General features: G+C 58.5%; 9 protein-coding genes. 6 read left to right on the top strand and 3 right to left on the bottom strand.

Going from position 1 to position 18,932, the window contains the following annotated elements; translation table 11 throughout:
• Nucleotide 1 precedes the first annotated feature (1 nt).
• The 3 genes from PSR62_RS25200 (at nt 2) to hisI (ending at nt 4,925) form a co-directional block, all read left to right on the top strand.
• On the top strand, nt 2–3,448 hold the full coding sequence (locus PSR62_RS25200; protein ID WP_338020256.1) for an ATP-binding protein: 3,447 nt from the start codon (nt 2–4) through the stop codon (nt 3,446–3,448).
• 89 nt (nt 3,449–3,537) lie between these two features.
• Nucleotides 3,538–4,536 carry an NADPH:quinone reductase gene (locus PSR62_RS25205; protein WP_274405714.1) on the top strand — a complete coding sequence of 333 codons (999 nt, stop codon included), beginning with the start codon at nt 3,538–3,540 and terminating at the stop codon, nt 4,534–4,536.
• Between the two features lie 8 nt (nt 4,537–4,544).
• Complete coding sequence (gene hisI, locus PSR62_RS25210) at nt 4,545–4,925, top strand: phosphoribosyl-AMP cyclohydrolase (RefSeq protein WP_274405715.1); 381 nt, start codon at nt 4,545–4,547, stop codon at nt 4,923–4,925.
• 180 nt (nt 4,926–5,105) lie between these two features.
• On the opposite strand, the gene PSR62_RS25215 is transcribed toward hisI, so the two are convergent.
• On the bottom strand, nt 5,106–6,059 hold the full coding sequence (locus tag PSR62_RS25215; RefSeq protein WP_274405716.1) for a cobalamin-binding protein: 954 nt from the start codon (nt 6,057–6,059) through the stop codon (nt 5,106–5,108).
• Between the two features lie 269 nt (nt 6,060–6,328).
• On the opposite strand from PSR62_RS25215, the gene PSR62_RS25220 reads away from it, so the two are divergent.
• On the top strand, nt 6,329–8,896 hold the full coding sequence (locus PSR62_RS25220) for an alpha/beta hydrolase-fold protein (RefSeq protein WP_274405717.1): 2,568 nt from the start codon (nt 6,329–6,331) through the stop codon (nt 8,894–8,896).
• An 80-nt stretch (nt 8,897–8,976) separates the two neighbouring features.
• On the opposite strand, the gene PSR62_RS25225 is transcribed toward PSR62_RS25220, so the two are convergent.
• Nucleotides 8,977–9,357: an ATP-binding protein gene (locus PSR62_RS25225; RefSeq protein ID WP_274405718.1), complete on the bottom strand. Its 381-nt coding sequence runs from the start codon at nt 9,355–9,357 to the stop codon at nt 8,977–8,979.
• 202 nt (nt 9,358–9,559) lie between these two features.
• On the opposite strand from PSR62_RS25225, the gene PSR62_RS25230 reads away from it, so the two are divergent.
• Entirely contained in the window at nt 9,560–10,240 is a 681-nt protein-coding gene (locus tag PSR62_RS25230; protein WP_274405719.1) for a response regulator transcription factor, read from the top strand.
• A 30-nt stretch (nt 10,241–10,270) separates the two neighbouring features.
• Here the strand turns inward: PSR62_RS25230 and PSR62_RS25235 are convergent, their stop codons facing one another.
• Nucleotides 10,271–17,707 (bottom strand): type I polyketide synthase, encoded by a 7,437-nt coding sequence (locus PSR62_RS25235; protein ID WP_274405720.1) that lies wholly within the window; start codon nt 17,705–17,707, stop codon nt 10,271–10,273.
• Nucleotides 17,708–17,965: 258 nt separating this feature from the next.
• On the opposite strand from PSR62_RS25235, the gene PSR62_RS25240 reads away from it, so the two are divergent.
• Nucleotides 17,966–18,787: a hypothetical protein gene (locus PSR62_RS25240; RefSeq protein WP_274405721.1), complete on the top strand. Its 822-nt coding sequence runs from the start codon at nt 17,966–17,968 to the stop codon at nt 18,785–18,787.
• Nucleotides 18,788–18,932: the final 145 nt, after the last annotated feature.

Here is an 18,932-nt window from a genome sequence, read left to right on the forward strand (position 1 = left end):
CATGCGACGATGGTGGACACAACTTTGGCGGCGTCCACGATCTTGGGTGATCCTGATCGCGTTGGTGGCCATCGCCGATGCGATCACACCGCCAGACTGGGCCGTCGTGGTCGCCCATTTGATTCTGCTGCCGCTGGCCTGGCGGGTGCTCCACCGCCGCTTCATCACCTGGATGACCGCCATCCAAAGCCTGGCCGTTGCGGCGGTTGGCCTGCTGCATGTCTTTGGTCCGATCGCCCATCGGTTCTCAGGAGCAACCCAGACGGAGACATTCGCTTGGCTCGAACCGGTTCGTCTCTGGACCTTCTTTGCCTTGATGGCCACCGGTTACTTCCACATTTACCTGCAGGGCCGATTGCGAACCCGGCTCAAACACCAACGCATGCTGCAGCACCGTGTGCATCGGCGATCGCTGCAGATCCGACGCGTCAACCGCGCCCTTCGCAATGAAGTCACGCGACGACAAGAAACCCAACACCGCCTCGATCAAAGCGAAACCACGTTTCAATCGCTGATCGATCGCATGCATTTGCAAGTCGCTCGCAAAAGTGCCGAAGGGGTATTCACCTACGCCAACGAACAGTTTTGCGCCGACATCGGCATGACCCCAGTCGATGTGATCGGAAGCACCGATGCGGAGCTGTTCGGGGACGCCATCGGCGAAAAATACCGCTCCGATGACATGTCGGTGATGTCGACCGGGCAAGCGGTGGACAAAGTCGAAGTGCACCCGGGACCGGATGGTCGCATCGGTTTTGCTCAAGTCTTCAAAGCCCCCGAGTACGACCAAAATGGTCAATGCGTTGGCGTTCAAATCATCTTCTGGGACATCACCGAAAAACACCGCAACGAAATCGCTCTCCGAGACAGTGAGGCTCGAAAACGAGCCCTGTTCGATGCGGCTGGTGACGCGGTGCTGTTGATCGATGACCAGCGTGCCATCGTGGAAGCCAACCCGTCGGCCAGTCAACTGCTGCAGGCCGGCGGTGGGCGTTTGGTCGGTCGCCCATTGAATGACTTGATCTCGCCCGTGTCCAAACAGTGGTCCTCGCTGCCGTTGACCGAACGACACCAATTGCGACTTCGCCGCGGTGATGGAAGCGCCTTTGAAAGCGAGGTGTCCGTTCACGACATCCCAGTGGGCGGTGCAACCGGACATGCTGTGATCATTCGCGATGTCACTCTGCAGCGAGCTGCCTTCGAGGCCATGCGAGAAGCCAAAGCGGCGGCGGAACAAGCCAACCGCACCAAGACGCAATTCATGGCGGGCATTTCACACGAGTTGCGCACACCGCTCGGCGGGATCCGTGGGTTGACCGACTTGTTAGCACAACAAACGCTCCCCAATGCCGCCCGCCGTTACGTCAACCTGATCGCTCAGAACACCGAATTGTTACGCGATGTCATCGAAGACATCCTGGACTTCGCCGCGATCGAAGCCGGCCGCGTCACAATCGATCCGGTTCCGGTGAACCTACACGAAGTCGTGGGCGATGCCTTTGGTTGCCTTGCGGTTCGTGTCGCAGACAAGCCCGTTCGACTGTGTCTGTCGATCGATCCCAACACACCGCGAAGCGTGATCGCTGATCCCAAGCGACTCCGGCAAATCGTGCTGAACCTGGCAGGCAATGCGATTAAATTCACCCATCAAGGCGAGGTGAGTTTGCGACTGAGCCCCATCGGTGAACCACTGAATCCTCAACAAGACATCGGCACCTCCTCCAACGCCAGCGTCGACCAACGCGACACCACCGGACCGATGGCATGGTTCGAGCTCACCGTTTCTGACACCGGCATCGGCATTGCTCCCGAGAATCAATCGCGAATCTTCGATGCGTTTGAGCAAGCCGATCGTGGCACCAACAAACAATTTGGTGGCACAGGCTTGGGGCTCGCGATCGCTCGCGGTTTGGCCCAACGAATGGGCGGCGACATCACCGTGACCAGCCACGTCGGCCAGGGCAGCCAATTTCAATGTGCGCTGGCATTGCCCCTGGATCCCCGGCCCGCCAAAGCGGAGAAGCCACATGCGGCCGTTCCGCCTGAGGGTGCCACCGCGGTGGTCTCCGTTGACAACGCCACCATGCAGGACGCCATTGCGGAAACGCTGCTGCATTGCCAATGGCCGATCCGCACTCCCTCCATGCTAGAACCTGACTGTGTTCACTTGCACTGGATCCTGACGGACCAAACGGCCGACGCCGCCTTCCGCATTCGAGCGAGGAAATCCAGTGACCGCGTGATTTGGCTCACCCGGGCTGGCGAGCCCACTCCCCGCCGCGCCAAGCGTGAAGACGCGATTGTGATTGAACCGCTTCACCCGGATGAGCTTCGCCGTTGGCTCGCGGGAAAACCCTTGCTGCAATCCAGCCGAGGGCAACGCAAACGACGCCGCGGAATCAAAGCGTCCTCGCCAACTGCAGGGGATGTGGCCGCTCCCGATCCACAACTGGCCAGGACGACGTCGACGAGCGATTCAGACACGCCCCATGCGACGACCGACGCGTCCACCGCCGACGCGGGGTATCGATTGCTCGTCGTCGACGACAGCGCGACCAACCGCTTGGTGATTCACGATCAACTGGTCGCCTCGGGGCATCACGTGCAGACCGCTGACTCAGGTGATGTCGCTGTCCAGAGGTTGGCATCCAACACGTTTGACTGCGTCATGATGGACTTGCAAATGCCAAACATGGATGGCACCGAAGCCACCCGAATCATCCATCAACAATTCGCCCAAGCAGGCCGAACCCCGCCTCCGATCATCGCCTTGACCGCCCATGTGACCGACCAACACCGTCAGCTTTGTCGCGAAGCCGGGATGGATGGCTACATCACGAAACCAGTTGATTTGGATTTGCTGCTGGGCGAAATCGAACGCGTCATGGCCGCATCGAAAATGCCCGAATCCGATCCCCTGCTGCCTCCCGAATTGCCGTCCAACGACCACTCCCCCCAACCACTGGGGACCAGCGAAAAGCCAACGCCTTCCGCCAGCGTCCCGACTTCGACCGCGGCCCGTTGTGAGCCTCCTGCATCGAAAACTCCCACGGAAGAGGCTTGGGACTGGCGTTCTCAACTGTCCAAGCACTGCGGGAACGACCCTGAAACGATGGACTCCGTCTGCGATGCCTTCTTGATGGAAGTCCCCTCGCTGCTAAAGAATTTGACGCAAGGTGCCAAGCGAGGCGATGCCAACAAACTTCGCTCTGCATCGCACACCCTGAAGTCGTGCCTGCGTTACTTCGCACCTCAACACGATGTTGCCAAGGCCGCCGAAGTCGAGGCGGCCATCCAAGACCCTGAGTGGGTCGAGCGTCTGAAGACAGCCACCAACGATCCCGAACCAGCCTCCCCGGAATCGCCCGAGTCCCAGGCAATCGAGACTCTTCTCAACACGGCAACCAACTGGGTCTCGCGGATTCGCGAATCGTCCAATCAACGCTAAGATAATGTTCCTGCTGTGTCACCTTGGACGCCCCTTGTGTGACCTTGGATTCCCCGTTTGATGAACGTCCTCTTCAACGAGTTCGCCCCATGAAAGCTGCCTTCATCACTGAACCAGGTCCCGCTGATTCCATCCAAATCGCGGAGCAACCGGATCCCACTCCCGGACCTGGCCAAGTCCTGATTCGTGTTTACGCGTCAGCCGTCAACCCCATCGACACGTACATTCGTTCCGGCGCCATCGCCATGGATTTACCTCAGCCATTCGTGCCGGGATGCGATGCGGCGGGTGTGGTCGAAAACGTCGGCCCTGGTGTCAAACGGTTCACGATTGGCGACCGCGTTTGGTGCACCAACCAAGGACTGCTCGGCCGCCAAGGGACTCTCGCCGAGTTGATTGCGGTCGAGGAAGGCTGGGTCTTCAAGTTGCCCGAACCCGTGCCCTACGAAGACGCCGCCGCCTGCGCTCTGGTGGGTGTCACCGCGCACCTCGGACTGTTCCGCGAAGCCCAACTGTCACCCGGCGAAAGCATTCTGGTCATCGGTGGCAGTGGGGGCGTGGGATCGATGGTGGTGCAAATGGCTGCCGCCAAAGGGGCCCGCGTGATCACGACCGCGGGCAGCGAAGCCAAAGCCCAAGTCTGTCGCGATCTCGGTGCCGAGGAAGTGATCCTGTACAACGAAGAATCCATCGCCGAGAAAACCAAAGCCGTTGCTCCCGACGGCGTCAACGTGTTCTGGGAAACTCGCCGCGAACCAGACTTTGATGTCGCCGTCGACCTGCTCGCAGGGCGTGGACGCATGGTGTTGATGGCAGGACGAGACGCCCGGCCCGCTTTCCCGGTCGGCCCGTTTTATGTCAAAGAATGCTCCCTGCATGGCTTCGTCATGTTCAAAGCCACCCCCATGGAAATGAAGACCGCCGCAGAAGACATCTCCAATTGGCTCGCGTCCGGTAAACTGTCCGCCAACATCAGTGCTCGCTTTGCGCTGGAAGAAGCCGCCCAAGCTCACGCCTTGCAAGAATCAGCGACGCTGGAAGACAGCAGTCAATTGGCCGGCAAAATCATCGTCAATCTCAACACCTAATCGCTTCCATGCCTTCTCCCATTCCCAACTTTGACGCCGGGGTTCCGTGCCCCAAGACCGGCCAACCACTGCTCCCCGCCATCGCACAAGACGCCACCACCGGCCGAGTGCTGATGCTAGCGTGGATGAACCGCGAAGCATGGGACGAAACGCTGTCGGGCAACCGCGCCGTCTACTTCAGCCGTTCACGGGGCAAACTCTGGCGCAAAGGTGACACCAGCGGCCACGCCCAAGTGGTGCGTGAAATCCGCGTGGACTGCGACGCCGACACAATCCTGCTGTCCGTCGATCAAACCGGCGCGGCCTGCCATGAAAACTACGAGAGCTGCTTCTTCCGCCGCGTCGATCCCGACGGCACCACCCACGTCACCGAAGACCGCATCGCCTAAAAGGTGTCAGGTACCTTTTTGGGAGACTGGGTAATCTAGCTACCATCGTCCACCTTCCCTGCTGATTGAATTCCGGTGCCAATTCAGAGCGGTGATGTTCACGGAGAAGTGAACGGCAGGCATGCCAATCCACCATCCATCTTCATCAGAATCGCGCCGAGTCAGAAATGAACAAACTGCCTATTCTGCCAAAAAGGTACCTGACACCTTTTTGGGTTGCATGGCGGGGGGGAGGCCGTTTGGCAAGGGATGGATTTGTGGGTGCAGGGCGTTGGCTAGGATCTCCAAACTGTCAACCAATCTTGGCCCCGGTCGACTGAAGTAAGCGGAACCGTCCACCACGTAGACGCGTCCTTCCCGAACACACTTCATCTCCGACCAACCGGGATAGCCACGCAGAATCGGCAAGTCTTCCAAGGTTCGCGACACGCTGAAACCGCAGCAAGCGATGAACAAGACGTCCGGATCCGCGTCTCGAATGCGATCCCACGACGTGGTCACGGAACGCTCGCCGGACTCGCCCACGCATTCGTGGCCTCCCGCCAATCGAACCAATTCGGGGCTCCAGTGCCCAGCGCTAAACGGTGGATCAATCCACTCCAACAGCATCACGCGGGGCACTTGGACTCCCGGCCGCGACAGCAGCTCGGTCGTGCGTTGCTGCACTCGATCGACACGTGATTGCAAACTGCCAATCAGAGCCTCGGCCCGGTCGGGACAATTCGCTGCTTCCCCAACCAAAGTGATGCAATCGAACATCTCGGACAGCGAGGTGGGTTCCAAGTTCACCACGCGTGGTCGGCCGGGCAGGGAGCAGGCCGCCGCGTTGACTTCGGACTCCGCCACCGCGCACACGTCGCACAAAGCCTGCGTCACGATCAGATCGGGGCACAACGATTCGACCACCGGCAGATCCAGTGAGTACAACGCTCGCTCGGTTTGCAATCGCTCGCGAACCATCGCATCGATCTCGCCGCTGGTCGCATCGTGCGGGATCAAGGTCCGGGTCACCTTCGGAAGACTATCGACGCCAGGCGGAAAATCACACTCATGCGTGACACCAACCAATTGGTCTCTTAACCCCAACGCGCAAACGATCTCGGTCGCACTGGGCAGGAGTGAAATGATGTTCATGAAGGGTTTGCTATGGCTAGAGTGGCTGTGGAAGAACCTTATCACGCCCCCGCAATCTTCCCACCCGTGATGCTTGCCTGATTGCCGGACTTGCTTGGCACCTCTCCAGCAACGATGATCAGAACCCCCTCTCGCGAACTCACGAGCGAGGATCCCACCCAAGTCATCCCACCGAGCGATTCACCATGCATCCCCCCACCGGTCCGCAACCTGCCGTTCAATCTGCGAAGCACCTCGCTGCGTGGATCCGGCCCTGCACTTGCCTCTTGATGCTTGCCGCCATCGGCATCGCTTCCCTCACCACTGTGACGCATGCAGACGATGAAGCGTTCCGAACGGTTCAGGATGGTGTGCCCCAAGGCAAACTCACCAAGGGCGTGTTTGATACCAGCGAAACGTTCCCGGGAACTCGTCGCGACTACGCCGTTTATGTTCCATCACAATACGATCCGGAAACGCCAGCGAACTTGATGGTGTTCATGGATGGCATGAACTATGCAAAGCCAAACGGTTCGTTCCGCGTGCCAATCGTGCTGGACAACTTGATTGGCAAGGGGTTGCTGCCGCCAACCATTGCGGTCTTCGTCAATCCCGGCACGGTGCCCGGCACAAAACCAGGCGCCAAAGCTCGGAGCAATCGTTCGTTCGAATACGATTCGCTGGGGGATCGTTACGCGGGATTCTTGATCGATGAATTCCTCCCCGTGGCCTTGAAGGACCTGCAGGTTTCTTCCGATCCCAAACGACGCGCTGTCGCCGGCATCTCCTCGGGTGGCATCTGTGCGTTCACCGTGGCTTGGGAGCGGCCGGATCAATTCGGCAAGGTGCTCAGCCACATCGGCAGCTACACCAACATTCGTGGCGGCTGGGCTTACCCCGGTTTGATTCGCAAAACCAAATCCAATCCCAAACCAATTCAGGTCTACCTGCAAGAAGGTCGCGATGACTTGAGCAACCTGCACGGCAACTGGCCGCTGGCCAACCGCGACATGGCCGCCGCACTTCAGTTCGCAGGCTACCAGTACAAATTCGTGATGACCGAAGGCGGGCACAGCGGCCAATGGGGCGGGAAAGAATTGCCCAGTGCACTGCAGTGGCTATGGAACGACAACGCGGAATCCACCGTCACCCCTCCCGCATCGACCAAACCCAAGTGGGAACCTCACCCGCTCGCCGTCGTCAATGAAAACGTTCCTCAAGGCAAGGTGGAATCAATGCCGCCTTGGCACTCTGAGATTTTTGGCAACACCATTCGTGACTGGTCCGTCTACGTTCCGGCTCAGTACGACGCGAGCAAACCAGCGGCATTGATGGTGTTCCAGGATGGTGAGCGGATGCGTGACACAAAAGGTCGCTGGCGCATCCCAACCGTGTTTGACAATTTGATTGCCAGCGGCGACATGCCGCCGACCATTGCAGTGTTTCTCAATCCGGGACATGACAAATCGAAACCTCGCCAAGGCCGCAAGTCCTCCAACCGTGGCTTCGAATACGACAGCCTCGGTGATCGCTACAGTCAATTCTTGCTGGAAGAAATCCTTCCCGAGGTCAAAAAGAAATACAACCTTTCTGACGATCCCAACATGCGTGCGATTGGCGGGTCCAGCTCCGGTGCGATCTGTGCGTTCACCGTTGCCTGGGAACGTCCTGATCAGTTCCGAAAGGTTTACTCCAACGTCGGCAGCTTCGTGAACTTGCGTGGTGGCGACCTTTATTCTTCCTTGATTCGCAAGACGGAACCCAAACCGATTCGCGTTTCCATGGCGGACACCAGCGGTGACAACGACAATCCGTTTGGGCACTGGCCGATCGCCAACCAACGCTTGGAATCATCGCTGAACTACATGGGTTACGACGTGCGTTTGGATTGGGCCGAAGGCTACGGGCACAACGCGGACTTTGGCAGCATGCAGTTCCCCGAAGCCATGAAATGGTTGTGGCGGAAGGAAACTCACACGCCTTCCATCGACACCTCGGACGACCTGCGAGGCGACCTGACGCTTCTGAATCTGTTGGTTCCTGGCAAGTCGTGGGAAGTGGTGGCAGACAACCTTGGCTTTGCCGACGCTCCCTGCAGCGACGCAGAGGGAAACTTTTACTACTGCGACATGCGTGCTCCCGCGGTTGTCCGAGTCAACGTGACTGACCAAAGCAAAACCGTGATCGCGAAAGAATCGGTCAGCGGATTGATGTTCGGCCCCGGCGGGTTGCTCTATGCCTGCCAGGGATCCAAGAAGCGTGTGATCTCGATCGATCCGAAATCAGGCGAAGTGAAAACGATCGCTGAAAACGTCGCTCCGAATGACCTGGCCGTTTCCGATGAAGGCTACTTGTTCATCACCGAAACCGGGGCTCACCAAGTCACTCGGATCAACATTGAAACGGGTGAGGTGACTGCGGCCGATGAAGGAATCTCGCGTCCCAATGGGATCGCGTTGTCCAACGACGGCGGCACCTTGGTGGTGTCCGACTATGGCGGGGAGTTCACCTGGACATTCCGCGTCAACGCGGAAGGCGTGCTCAATGCCAAGATGCCGACCATGCCGATGCGATTGCCAATCGATCCCAAGGGCGAGTTCCAATTCAATGAACCACCGCCCTATCTCACGGCTTCCAAAGGCGACGGCATGGCGGTCGACAAGATCGGCCGGTACTACGTCACCAGCGAATTGGGCGTGCAGATCTTTGACCCCACGGGTCGTCCCTGCGGTGTGCTTCCCAAACCGAATCCGGCAAAACCACTGACCAGCTGCGTGTTGGCAGGACCGGACCACTCCCATTTGTATGTGACCAATGGAACGACGATCTATCGCCGGGAATTGACCGTCGAAAAGTGAAGTCTACGGACTGGATTCGCTTCCAGGCGATCGAGTTCGATTCCTGGAAGCGGTAATCCGTTTGCCATTCTTTCGTCCGCTTAGGCGGACATGTTCTTGGGGAGCAACGCGCGCAAGAACTGAGGCAACACCCCCATGTAGCAGCTGCACTTCGGGCAGACCGTGGATTGGTCGCTGACCAAGTGTTCGCATCTCGGACACGGTCGATGTGAACCCGTGGATGGGTCGCTGGGTTGAGTTTCACTCTGCTGAACCGGCATGCTTGCCTCCCCCAGAATTCGCATCACCCCCGTGTCTGAAAGCGAATCTCGCTGAGGGGGTTGCTCGGGGACGGTGAAAGCATCCTCCCACGGAATGGTGACCGCGACGCCGCAACGAGGGCAGGGCAAAGTCTTGCCAGCCAGCGCCCCTGCGGCTCGCAAATGGTGCCCATTGCTACAAGTCAGTGATTTTCGATTCATCTTTTCATCCTGTTTGGTGAAACCGTGTGAGTCTCCACTCTCGGCAACGCTTCAATGCCGATATCGGGGCAAGGTTCCGCCAAATGAATCGAAAAATCGTTTCCTCGGGGATTCGTTTCCACACGCCTTTTTACGCCGGAACCTTTTTCCAGGACTGGGGTTCCAACCGCCGAACGTTCATGCCCAAGCAGGAAAAAATGCAATGCAAGATCGACTGCTATTGGTCGAAGATGACACACACTTGGCAGCGATGGTCAGCGATTTCCTCCATGAGCACGGTTTCACGGTCGAAATCGAAAATGATGGTGAACTCGCAGCGAAAAGAATCCTCCACGACCGCTTTGATGCCATTGTGTTGGACATCGGTCTCCCCGGCCTGAACGGGATCGATGTCTGCCGCGCGGTGCGCCACCAATTCTCGGGACCGATCATCGTGCTCACAGCTCGCGGCGAAGAAATCGATGAAGTCGTTGCGTTGGAGGTCGGTGCGGATGACTTCATGAGCAAACCGGTTCGTCCACGTGCCTTGCTCGCGCGTCTGAAAAATCACCTTCGAAAATCCGACACGCAATTGACAGAAGAGGATCGCATCATTGTCGGCGATCTCGTTGTGACGCCTGCCAAACGCCAGGTCACCATCGGGGGAGACACGATCGAGATGACCACCGCCGAGTTTGACTTGATCGAGTACTTGGCGCTGCGAGCCGGTTCAGTCGTCGCCCGCAAAGAGATTTATGTTGATCTGTTGGGTTTGCCCTACGACGGACTGGATCGTTCCATCGACCTGCGTGTCTCACGTGTCCGCCGGAAACTCGGCGACGATCCAAACCAACCCACACGAATCAAATCGGTTCGCGGGGTTGGGTACCTGATGGCCAAGTGAACGCCACCCATCAGCTCGCATGCCACGCCATCATTTGGCCGTCGCGTGCTGTTCCATCCGCTTCGCCAATTCGCGAGCCTGCTCGCCCATCAGCATCGTGAAGTGATCGCCACCGGTCTGCTCCACGATGACCTCTGAGTCGAGTTGAGACGCCCAATCCAAGTGATCGGTCCAGCGCTCTCCCGAGGAACCCTCGAGCGCGGTGGTCTGCACCGGCAAGATCAGCTGCACACTGGGGCTGGCCGGATCAATTTCATACGACTTGATGAACTGCACATGCTGCCGACTGGTGTCGATCAATTTGCGAACCATCTCCGGGGAAGCTGACTGACTGAGAACCCCGGCACGCTGAGCTTCTGCCAACACACGCTGCCAGATTTTGTCTGTCCCACGTGCGTCTTCCAATTCTTCCGCGGTCAGACGCATGTCGGTCCCCGAAAACGCGTTGGAGAACTGAATCAGATCGGCGACAAACTGAACGTCATCGTTCGGATCCACGTTGCGATAGATCGATGGAAGCGGGGTGTCCAACAAAGTCACCGCCACATCATCGCGACCTTGCTCTTCCAGACGCCGAGCCAGCTCGAGAGCGAACACGCCGCCTGCGGACCAACCAATCAACCTCAGGTCCTCATCTGCGAATTGTTCCTGCACCAGACCAACGTACTCCTCCATCATGGCATCGAGCGATGCCGGTGGTTCGCTGACACCGTCGGATCCGCCGCCCACCAACGCGTACACGGGCTGGTCCTCATCCACCTGTTGCGAGAAATCGGAGTAGCAGGCCGTTGATCCACCCAACGGGTGAATGCAGAGCCAAGGCGAACGGCTTCCCTCGGCTTTCAAGGGAACGATCAACGCAGTCCGATCGTTCGCCTTTCGTGTTGGCTTGTCAGCCGCCGCCTTCGTTTCCCCATCTTGGTCGGCGAACTGCGAGACCACATGGCCGACCAAACTATTGATCGAAGGTGATTCAACAAGCGCTGACATCGGGATGGTGATGGCCAAGCGTTGTTCGAGATTGTTTTTCAACTCCATCGCGATCAACGAATCCATTCCCAGTTCACTGAGCTTTTGCGTGACGTCAATTTGCTCGGCTTCCCAGCCCATCAATCGAGCCAACTCAGACGCGAAGTAATGACGCAACCGGTCGGTTCGATCGTCTTCCGGGATTCCCGCCAACTGAGCCCGGAATTCATGGTCAACCTGGTCCACTTTCGAATTGGAATCGGCCAGTGAACGGTCTGCGAATTCGGTGAAGAAGGGCCGGGTCCGACGCATGCTGTTTGTCATCGCTGGCCAATCCACATCCATCACCGCGACGTAGTGATCGCCGGCCTCGATGAGTTCTTGCATCGTTTGCAAACACGCCTCGGCGGGAAGCAAACGCATGCCCCGAGATTCCAACTGAGATGATCGTTCGTCTGTGGCCGCCATGCCAGATTCCGCCCATGGTCCCCAGGCGATGCTGGTCGCGGGCAAACCTTTGCCACGCCGATATTCAGCCAGAGCGTCCAAGAACGAATTGGCGGCGGCATAGTTCGCTTGTCCAGGCGATCCCAAGCAAGCCGCGATGGAAGAGAACAAGACAAACGTCTCGATCGGCAAATCCCTGGTCGCCATGTGCAAATTCCATCCACCTTGCACCTTGGGCCCCATCGGAACCAGCAGCTGTTCCGCCGTCATGTCCATCAACAAACCGTCCCGAAGAACACCGGCCGCGTGATAGATGTGTGCGATCGGCGGCACGCCCGCGGGGAGTTGTTTCAGCGCCGAACGCAGCGATTCCAAGTCTCCCACATCGCCTTGCAACACCGTCACGTTGGCATCGTCCGATTCTTCCGTCAACGCATCGATCTTCGCCGCGGCCTCGCCGGTTGGCTGACGACGGGAGAGCAGGGCAATGCTGGTCGCCCCCTCCTCGATCAATCGTTTGGCAAGCTTCAAACCGATCGCGCCAGTCCCGCCGGTGATCAGGACCGTCGACGCAGCCGACTCTTCCTTCGTGCCAGTCTCATCGGTGGAATCCACCGTGGTCTGCGTCGACATTCGCGTGATGACTTTGCCGATGTTCTTTCGCTGCGCCATGTAGCGAAACGTTTCGACCATTTCGGTCTGATCAAACTCGGTGCAAGCGATCGGTTGCAAGTCGCCTGCTTCGAATCGCTCAGCAAGCTCGGACCACAATGTCTCGATCTTCGCTGGACGCTGCCGCAACACGCGATCCAAGTCAATTGCGTGATAGGACAGGTTGTCTTGAAAGGGCAGCAATCCCACTTTGCGGTCTTGGTAAATATCGGTCTTGCCAATTTCCAAGAAGCGACCGTAGGCGTTGAGCACACCGAGACTTTTCGGAATCGCTTCGCCGGGAAGCGAATTCAAAACCACGTCCACGCCTTGGCCACCAAAGGCACGTCGAATGTCGTCGGCGAACTCCGTGGTCCGCGAGTTGAAGACATGCTTCACACCGCAACCGCGTAGAAAATCGCGTTTCTCATCACTGCCCGCCGTCGCAATGACTTCAGCCCCCAGGTACTGAGCGATCTGAGTGGCGGCCAATCCCACTCCACCGGCCCCAGCGTGGATCAACACGCGTTCGCCGGGCTGCACATCGGCCAGATGCACCAGCCCATACCAGGCGGTCAAAAACGCGATTGGGATCGTTGCAGCTTCGACGTCGTCAATCCCCGCCGGCCGCTTGACCAGCGTGTATTCAGGGGTCTTCGCGTGCGAACCAAAACTGAATGGAGCGACTCCCATCACTCGATCGCCAACTTGAAAGTGTTTCGCATCTTCGCCGACTGCAGTGACAACACCGGAGCATTCAATTCCCAGCGGCACCACTTTGTCCGTGATCCCGGGATACAGCCCCATCACTTTCAGCACATCGCTGAAGTTCAGCCCCGCGGCATTGACCCGCAGTTCAACCTCGCTTCCCCGAGGTGCCTCGCGTTCCATCGGCTCAAAGTACAGCGAATCAAAACTGCCGGTCTGACGAAAACGCAATCGGTGTGGCTGCGACGGAATGGCGATCGTCGTTTCGCCACCTGCACCGTCTTGGGCATGTCGCTTCACCAAGCGAGCGAACTGGCGTTTGCCACCCCGGTAAGCAACTTGATCCTCCTCATCTGCCGCAACCAATTCAGCCGTCACAGCGGATGCACTGGATTGGTCAGTCGCCGATGGATCCAGATCCAACAAGCAAGGCTTGAGGTCCGCGAGCTCCATCATCGCGACGCGAATCATTCCCCACACAGGAGCGTGAACCAGATCGATGCTTGTCTCCGATGCGGAAACGGCTTGGGCTCCCTTCGTGACATGCCACCACCCTCGAAACTGTTTTCCAGGCGTGACGTGCTCAATGGCCGAGCGGACCTGCGCGAGCGCCGCCTGACAAGCGTCTTCTGCGTCACCAGCTGGGTCGCTCGATTCTTCGCTGGAATCCCAAAGAGAGATGATTCCCGCAAGTGGTTCGGTCGGCTCATGTCGCTCGGCGAGTGATTTCAAATCACACTTCCAATCCTCGGTCACGACCTTTGCCCCGAGATCCGCCAACTGCTTGGCAACCGAATCACGCAGCGATCCACTTCCGCCCAACAACCAAACCTGTTGCCCGTCCACGGTCATAACAGCCGGCACAGCAGGCGATGACTCAGCGTCCTGCCAATCGATCTGGTACAGCGAATCGTCCAGTGACTCTGACGCACCACCACCAACGCGTCCGACACGTGTCACACGAACGCCAGTCCATTCCGCCACCACCTCGTCGCGTTCGTTGACCAGCCAAACGTCGCCTTCCACGAACTCAGGATCCAGGACATCTCCCGCTGAAGTCCGCCGCCCATAGGTCCGAAGCATTCCGGCGGGACGCTGATGAACCACCGCCCGCGAAACTTTCGTCGGCATGTAGGTCGCTTCGCTGAATGTGTCATGATCCGGACGCGGAACCAATGCCGAGAACGTTTGCATCAACGCGTCGCCCAACACGGGATGCAAGATGTAGTCATCGAATTCAGCTCGTGTGGTTTCGTCGCACTGAATTTGGCCGAGTGCTTCGTCGATCGAGTAGTCGACACGATGCAACATCCGGAATCGTGGTCCGTACTCCAGTCGTCGGTGCGACATCAAGTCATAGAACTCGTCGTGATCCTTGCCGCCCACAAAACGTTGAGCAACGGTCGACATGCCGGCCGGAGGCAAGACGACTTCCAGCTCGGTCGATTCGTCGGACTGTTCTGCAGGGACCAGCGAAGCGGACATGTGCCGTTGCCAAGGCTCGCTGGCATCGACACGGTCCCGAGAGAAGACCTCGAGTGAAAGACTTTCATCCACGATGGTTTGAAACGTTTTCCAACGATCTTCGCTGACAAACATGGCGTGTTCGATGTTCGCATCCACGATCGCATGCGGACCAGCACCGAAGCGATCTCGAGCGGCGGCGAAGGCGACCTCCATGAACGCAGCTCCGGGCAAGTTGACCGATCCTTGCACCGCATGATCGGCCAAGAAATCCGGTGAACGAGCTGACAAAGCGTTTTCATACAACCGACTCTGCAGCGCCGACGGCTGCAATCGGCCCAGCATCGGATGCAGCAACTCGCCTGCTCCCGAGCGACTGCGGGAGGGATCCTCGACGATGTCATCCGATGGATCCAACCAGTATCGCTGGCGATCAAAGGGATAGGTTGGCAAGACCAAACGTTGTCGCTTCCAGGGTTGATCGAAGGCACGCCAATCGATCTTGCCACCGCGAGCGTGAACGTCGCCCACCGCTTCGTACAGGACTGTTTCGTCGTCGTTGCCCGACCGGAGCGATGGTGTCCAAGTCGCGTTGGATTCTGGCAAGCAACGTTTTCCCATGCCTGTCAAAATCGGTGACGGACCGACCTCCAACATCACATCGATGTCCATCTCGGCAAGCGTTCGCATGCTGGGTTCGAAACGAACCGCGTTGCGAATATGGTCGCACAGGTAGTCAGCGTCCCAAGCCTTGGTCAGTTGCTCCCCGGTCAAGTTGCTGATCAAGGGAATCCGTGGTGCTTTGAATTCACATCGCTCGGCGATCTTCCGGAACTCATCCAGCATCGGTTCCATCAACTGCGAATGAAACGCATGCGACACCTGCAAGGCTTTGGAAGCAACACCAGCTTCCTCGCAGTGCTTGGCGAAGGCATCGAGGTCCGACAACGGGCCGGAAACGACCGTGTTCTGCGGCCCATTCTCCGCGGCGATCGAAAGAGTCCCGCTGCCCGACGGCTGAAACTCTCCAAGCTGTTTGGCGATCACTTCCGCCGATTCAAACATCGCTGTCATGCCACCGCCGGCAGGCAACTCACCCATCAAACGGCCGCGATGTGCGATCAAGTTCAATGCGTCTTCCAGCGACACAACGCCTGCGATGCAAGCGGCCGCGAATTCTCCGACGCTGTGTCCCAGCACGACTTGTGGTTTCAAGCCCCACGACAACCACAACTGCGCAAGGGAATACTCGATCGCGAACAGAGCAGGTTGGGTGTACCGAGTTTGATGAACAAGATCCGCATCCGGGCCCTCCCCATACAACACGTCCAGCAAACGCTTGGGCAACACCTCCGACAGGATTTCATCGCACTGCAGCATCGACTTGCGAAACACCGGTTGGGTTTCAAACAAACCTTTGCCCATGCCCGGCGATTGCGATCCTTGGCCCGTGAACAAGAATGCGGTTCGCGTGGCACGGCTGGTCACGGTTTGTCCGCTGCGGATGCCGGGACCTTTCTTGCCTTCGCTCAGCTGCGTCAACTGTTGGCCAAGTTGCTCTGAGTCTTCAAAGACCACGGCGGCTCGGTGGGTGTGATGAACGCGTCCCACGTTCATCGTGTGAGCCACATCCACGATGTTGTCATCGCTGCGGTCCAGGTGCTGCTTCAATCGGGAGGCAACCTCCGCGATGGCCGCTTCACTCTTGCCGCTCAGAACCAATGCGTGCCGAGTTCGCTCCTTCGTTTGGGACTGGGTCGAACCAGCGACCTCGACCGTTTCCTTCGGCAAGTACTGCTGCATCAGCAAATGCGTGTTGGCTCCACCGAAGCCAAACGAACTGACACCCGCGATCAATGGCTCATCGTCCACAGGCCAAGGGGGTGACTGAGCAGGAATCACAATCCGTGAACGCTTCAGCGACATTCGCGGGTTCAGTTTTTTCAGATGGAGCTGACCAGGAATGGTTTGGTGACGCATCATCAGCAACAACTTGATCATGCCAGCCACACCCGAGACCGTTTCCATGTGGCCCACGTTGGCTTTGACACTGGTCACATAGCAGGGCGGGTCGACGCCGGGTTTTCCGGAGAAGACCTGGGTCAGCGCATCGACTTCGATCGGATCGCCCAATGGTGTTCCGGTGCCGTGGGCTTCGATGTAATTGATACGTGAAGCGGGCAAACCTGCTTCGCGAAGTGCGGTCCGAATGACGGCTTGTTGCGACACCCCGTTGGGCGCAGTGATGCCGCTGGTTCGACCATCTTGGTTGGTCGCGCTGGCCAGGATGGTCCCCCAGATGTGATCGCCATCCCGCTCGGCATCGCTCAATCGTTTCAGCAACAACATGCCGCAGCCTTCGCCGCGAACGTAGCCGTTGGCATCGGCGTCGAAAGGTCGACACTGACCATCCGGCGACAACATCCGAGCCTTCGAAAACGCGATGGTTGTTTCGGGGGTCAAAATCGCGTTGACGCCACCGGCGAGTGCTGCGTCACATTCCCCGGCACGCAGACTTTGAATCGCCAAGTGAATCGCCATCGTCGATGACGAACACGCCGTGTCGATCGCCATGCTGGGACCACGCAGGTCCATGATGTAGGACAGCCGGTTGGCGGCAATCGAAAGGGCGTTGCCGGTCCCGACGTGCGCGTCGATGTATTGGTAGTAGCCGTCGTAGGTCGACGGGACCTTCGAGTAATCCGTGCCGCCGATTCCGACATAGGCCCCGACGGGAGTTCCCGCCAAACTGGAAACGGGGATGCCAGCGATCTCAAATGCTTCCCAACTGACTTCCAACAACAACCGTTGTTGAGGATCCATCCGCGCGGCTTCACGCGGCGAGATGCCAAAGAACTTGGGGTCGAATTGATCGATGTTGGCAACCATTCCCGCGCGACGAACCGACATGCGTCCGGCTTTTTGCCCGGTGGGGTCATAGAGCGAATCCACGTCCCAACGTTCCGGCGGGATCTCCGCGGTCGCATCGATCCCTTCGGAAATCACCTTCCAATAAGCGTCCAAATCCGGCGCACCGGGAAATCGGCACGACACGCCCACGATCGCGATCGGCTCCGCTGTCGCCGTCGATGGACGCGAATTCGCCGCATGGGTGGCAGGGGAGGGCGTCGAGGACGATGAACGGGCCAAACGTTTTCGCAGGGCAGCTCTCTGCTCCGGAGAGAGTTTCGCGAGGCGTTCGGAAAGGTCACGTTCAGGTGAATTCACGATGCAGTGTTCAGGTTAGATGTTCAGGCGGGAGGCGAACGAATTCGCGGAGCCGAGATGACTTCACAAGTTTGCTTAAGCGACGGAGAATTACTAGCACCGGGGGGGACTTCCCAATGCCTTGATTGCGAGTCGTCGTTTCGGTCATTTGCATCTATACTAACGCCCCAACCGCCTCACCCATCGGTCCGTTTCTGCTCGGAGCGGCCCGCCCGGTTTCGCGAGACGTCCCTCTTCCCTTCTGCCAACGATTTCTTGATGCCGATTCGCTTGCAATGCTCTTGTGGCAAACAACTTAGCGTCCGCGATGAATTTGCCGGAAAAGCAGTCAAATGCCCCGGATGCAGCAAGGCAATTCGCGTGCCGGCTGCCGGCGGGTCTGCCAAGCCAGCCGCACCGCGGGCCGCGAAGCCTCAAGCCGCGGCTGCTCGGCCCGCCGCATCCCGTCCGGCCCCCCAAGCATCCCAGGCCGACTCGCTGGACGATTTGTTCACCGAAGAGGGTTTCGATCGCCAGATCGCGGGGGTCTGCCCAGCCTGCAAATACGAAATGGCAGCGGGAGCCGTGTTGTGCACCAAATGCGGCTACAACAAGGAAACCGGCACCAACCTGGAAGGGCACAAAGTTGCCGGTGTCGACATCGACATGGGCACCCTGGCCCTGATGAAGGCGGAAAAGGACATGGTCCGCGATGTCGCATTGCAAGAAAAAATGCACAAGGGAGCTGGCATGCCACCCTGGATGCTGGCGCTGATTCTGTTCATCGTCGGCAGCGCCGTTGTGATCGCCGTCTTGGCCGTCAACGCCTCCCGTCGCACCGAGCAACTGCAATTCAAACCGCTGCAAATGTTTTGCAATTTGGGCGGCTCCGCGTTCGCCATGGTCGCCATCGGGTGCGTGCTGACGCTGATCGCTCGCGCTTTCAAAGTCAGTCGCAATGAGGGCCTGCTCTCGTTGACGATCCTCTACGTTCCGATCTTTGTCATCCGCCACTTCCGCGACAACTGGAAACCTGCCGTGACCGCGATCATCTGCGGCGGTTGTGCAGGCGGTTTCTTCGCCATGGCCTCGGGAATGTGATCCACTTCGCAGAACCCCACCCGCGCAGCGGTCGTGCCGTTTTATTTCACCCTCCCTTTGGGAGGGTCGGCCCGCTTCGGGCCGGGGAGGGTTACGCGCTGGTTCCGATGCTCGACCCTCCCCTCGCTTCGCTCGACCCTCCCAG

Source organism: Rhodopirellula sp. P2, assembly GCF_028768465.1.
GTDB lineage: Bacteria > Planctomycetota > Planctomycetia > Pirellulales > Pirellulaceae > Rhodopirellula.

Coding starts and splice junctions, on each gene's coding strand:
- PSR62_RS25200 (WP_338020256.1), top strand. CDS start 2: ATGCGACGATGGTGGACACAACTTTGGCGGCGTCCACGATCTTGGGTG.
- PSR62_RS25205 (WP_274405714.1), top strand. CDS start 3,538: ATGAAAGCTGCCTTCATCACTGAACCAGGTCCCGCTGATTCCATCCAA.
- hisI (WP_274405715.1), top strand. CDS start 4,545: ATGCCTTCTCCCATTCCCAACTTTGACGCCGGGGTTCCGTGCCCCAAG.
- PSR62_RS25215 (WP_274405716.1), bottom strand. CDS start 6,059: ATGAACATCATTTCACTCCTGCCCAGTGCGACCGAGATCGTTTGCGCG.
- PSR62_RS25220 (WP_274405717.1), top strand. CDS start 6,329: ATGCTTGCCGCCATCGGCATCGCTTCCCTCACCACTGTGACGCATGCA.
- PSR62_RS25225 (WP_274405718.1), bottom strand. CDS start 9,357: ATGAATCGAAAATCACTGACTTGTAGCAATGGGCACCATTTGCGAGCC.
- PSR62_RS25230 (WP_274405719.1), top strand. CDS start 9,560: ATGCAAGATCGACTGCTATTGGTCGAAGATGACACACACTTGGCAGCG.
- PSR62_RS25240 (WP_274405721.1), top strand. CDS start 17,966: ATGCCGATTCGCTTGCAATGCTCTTGTGGCAAACAACTTAGCGTCCGC.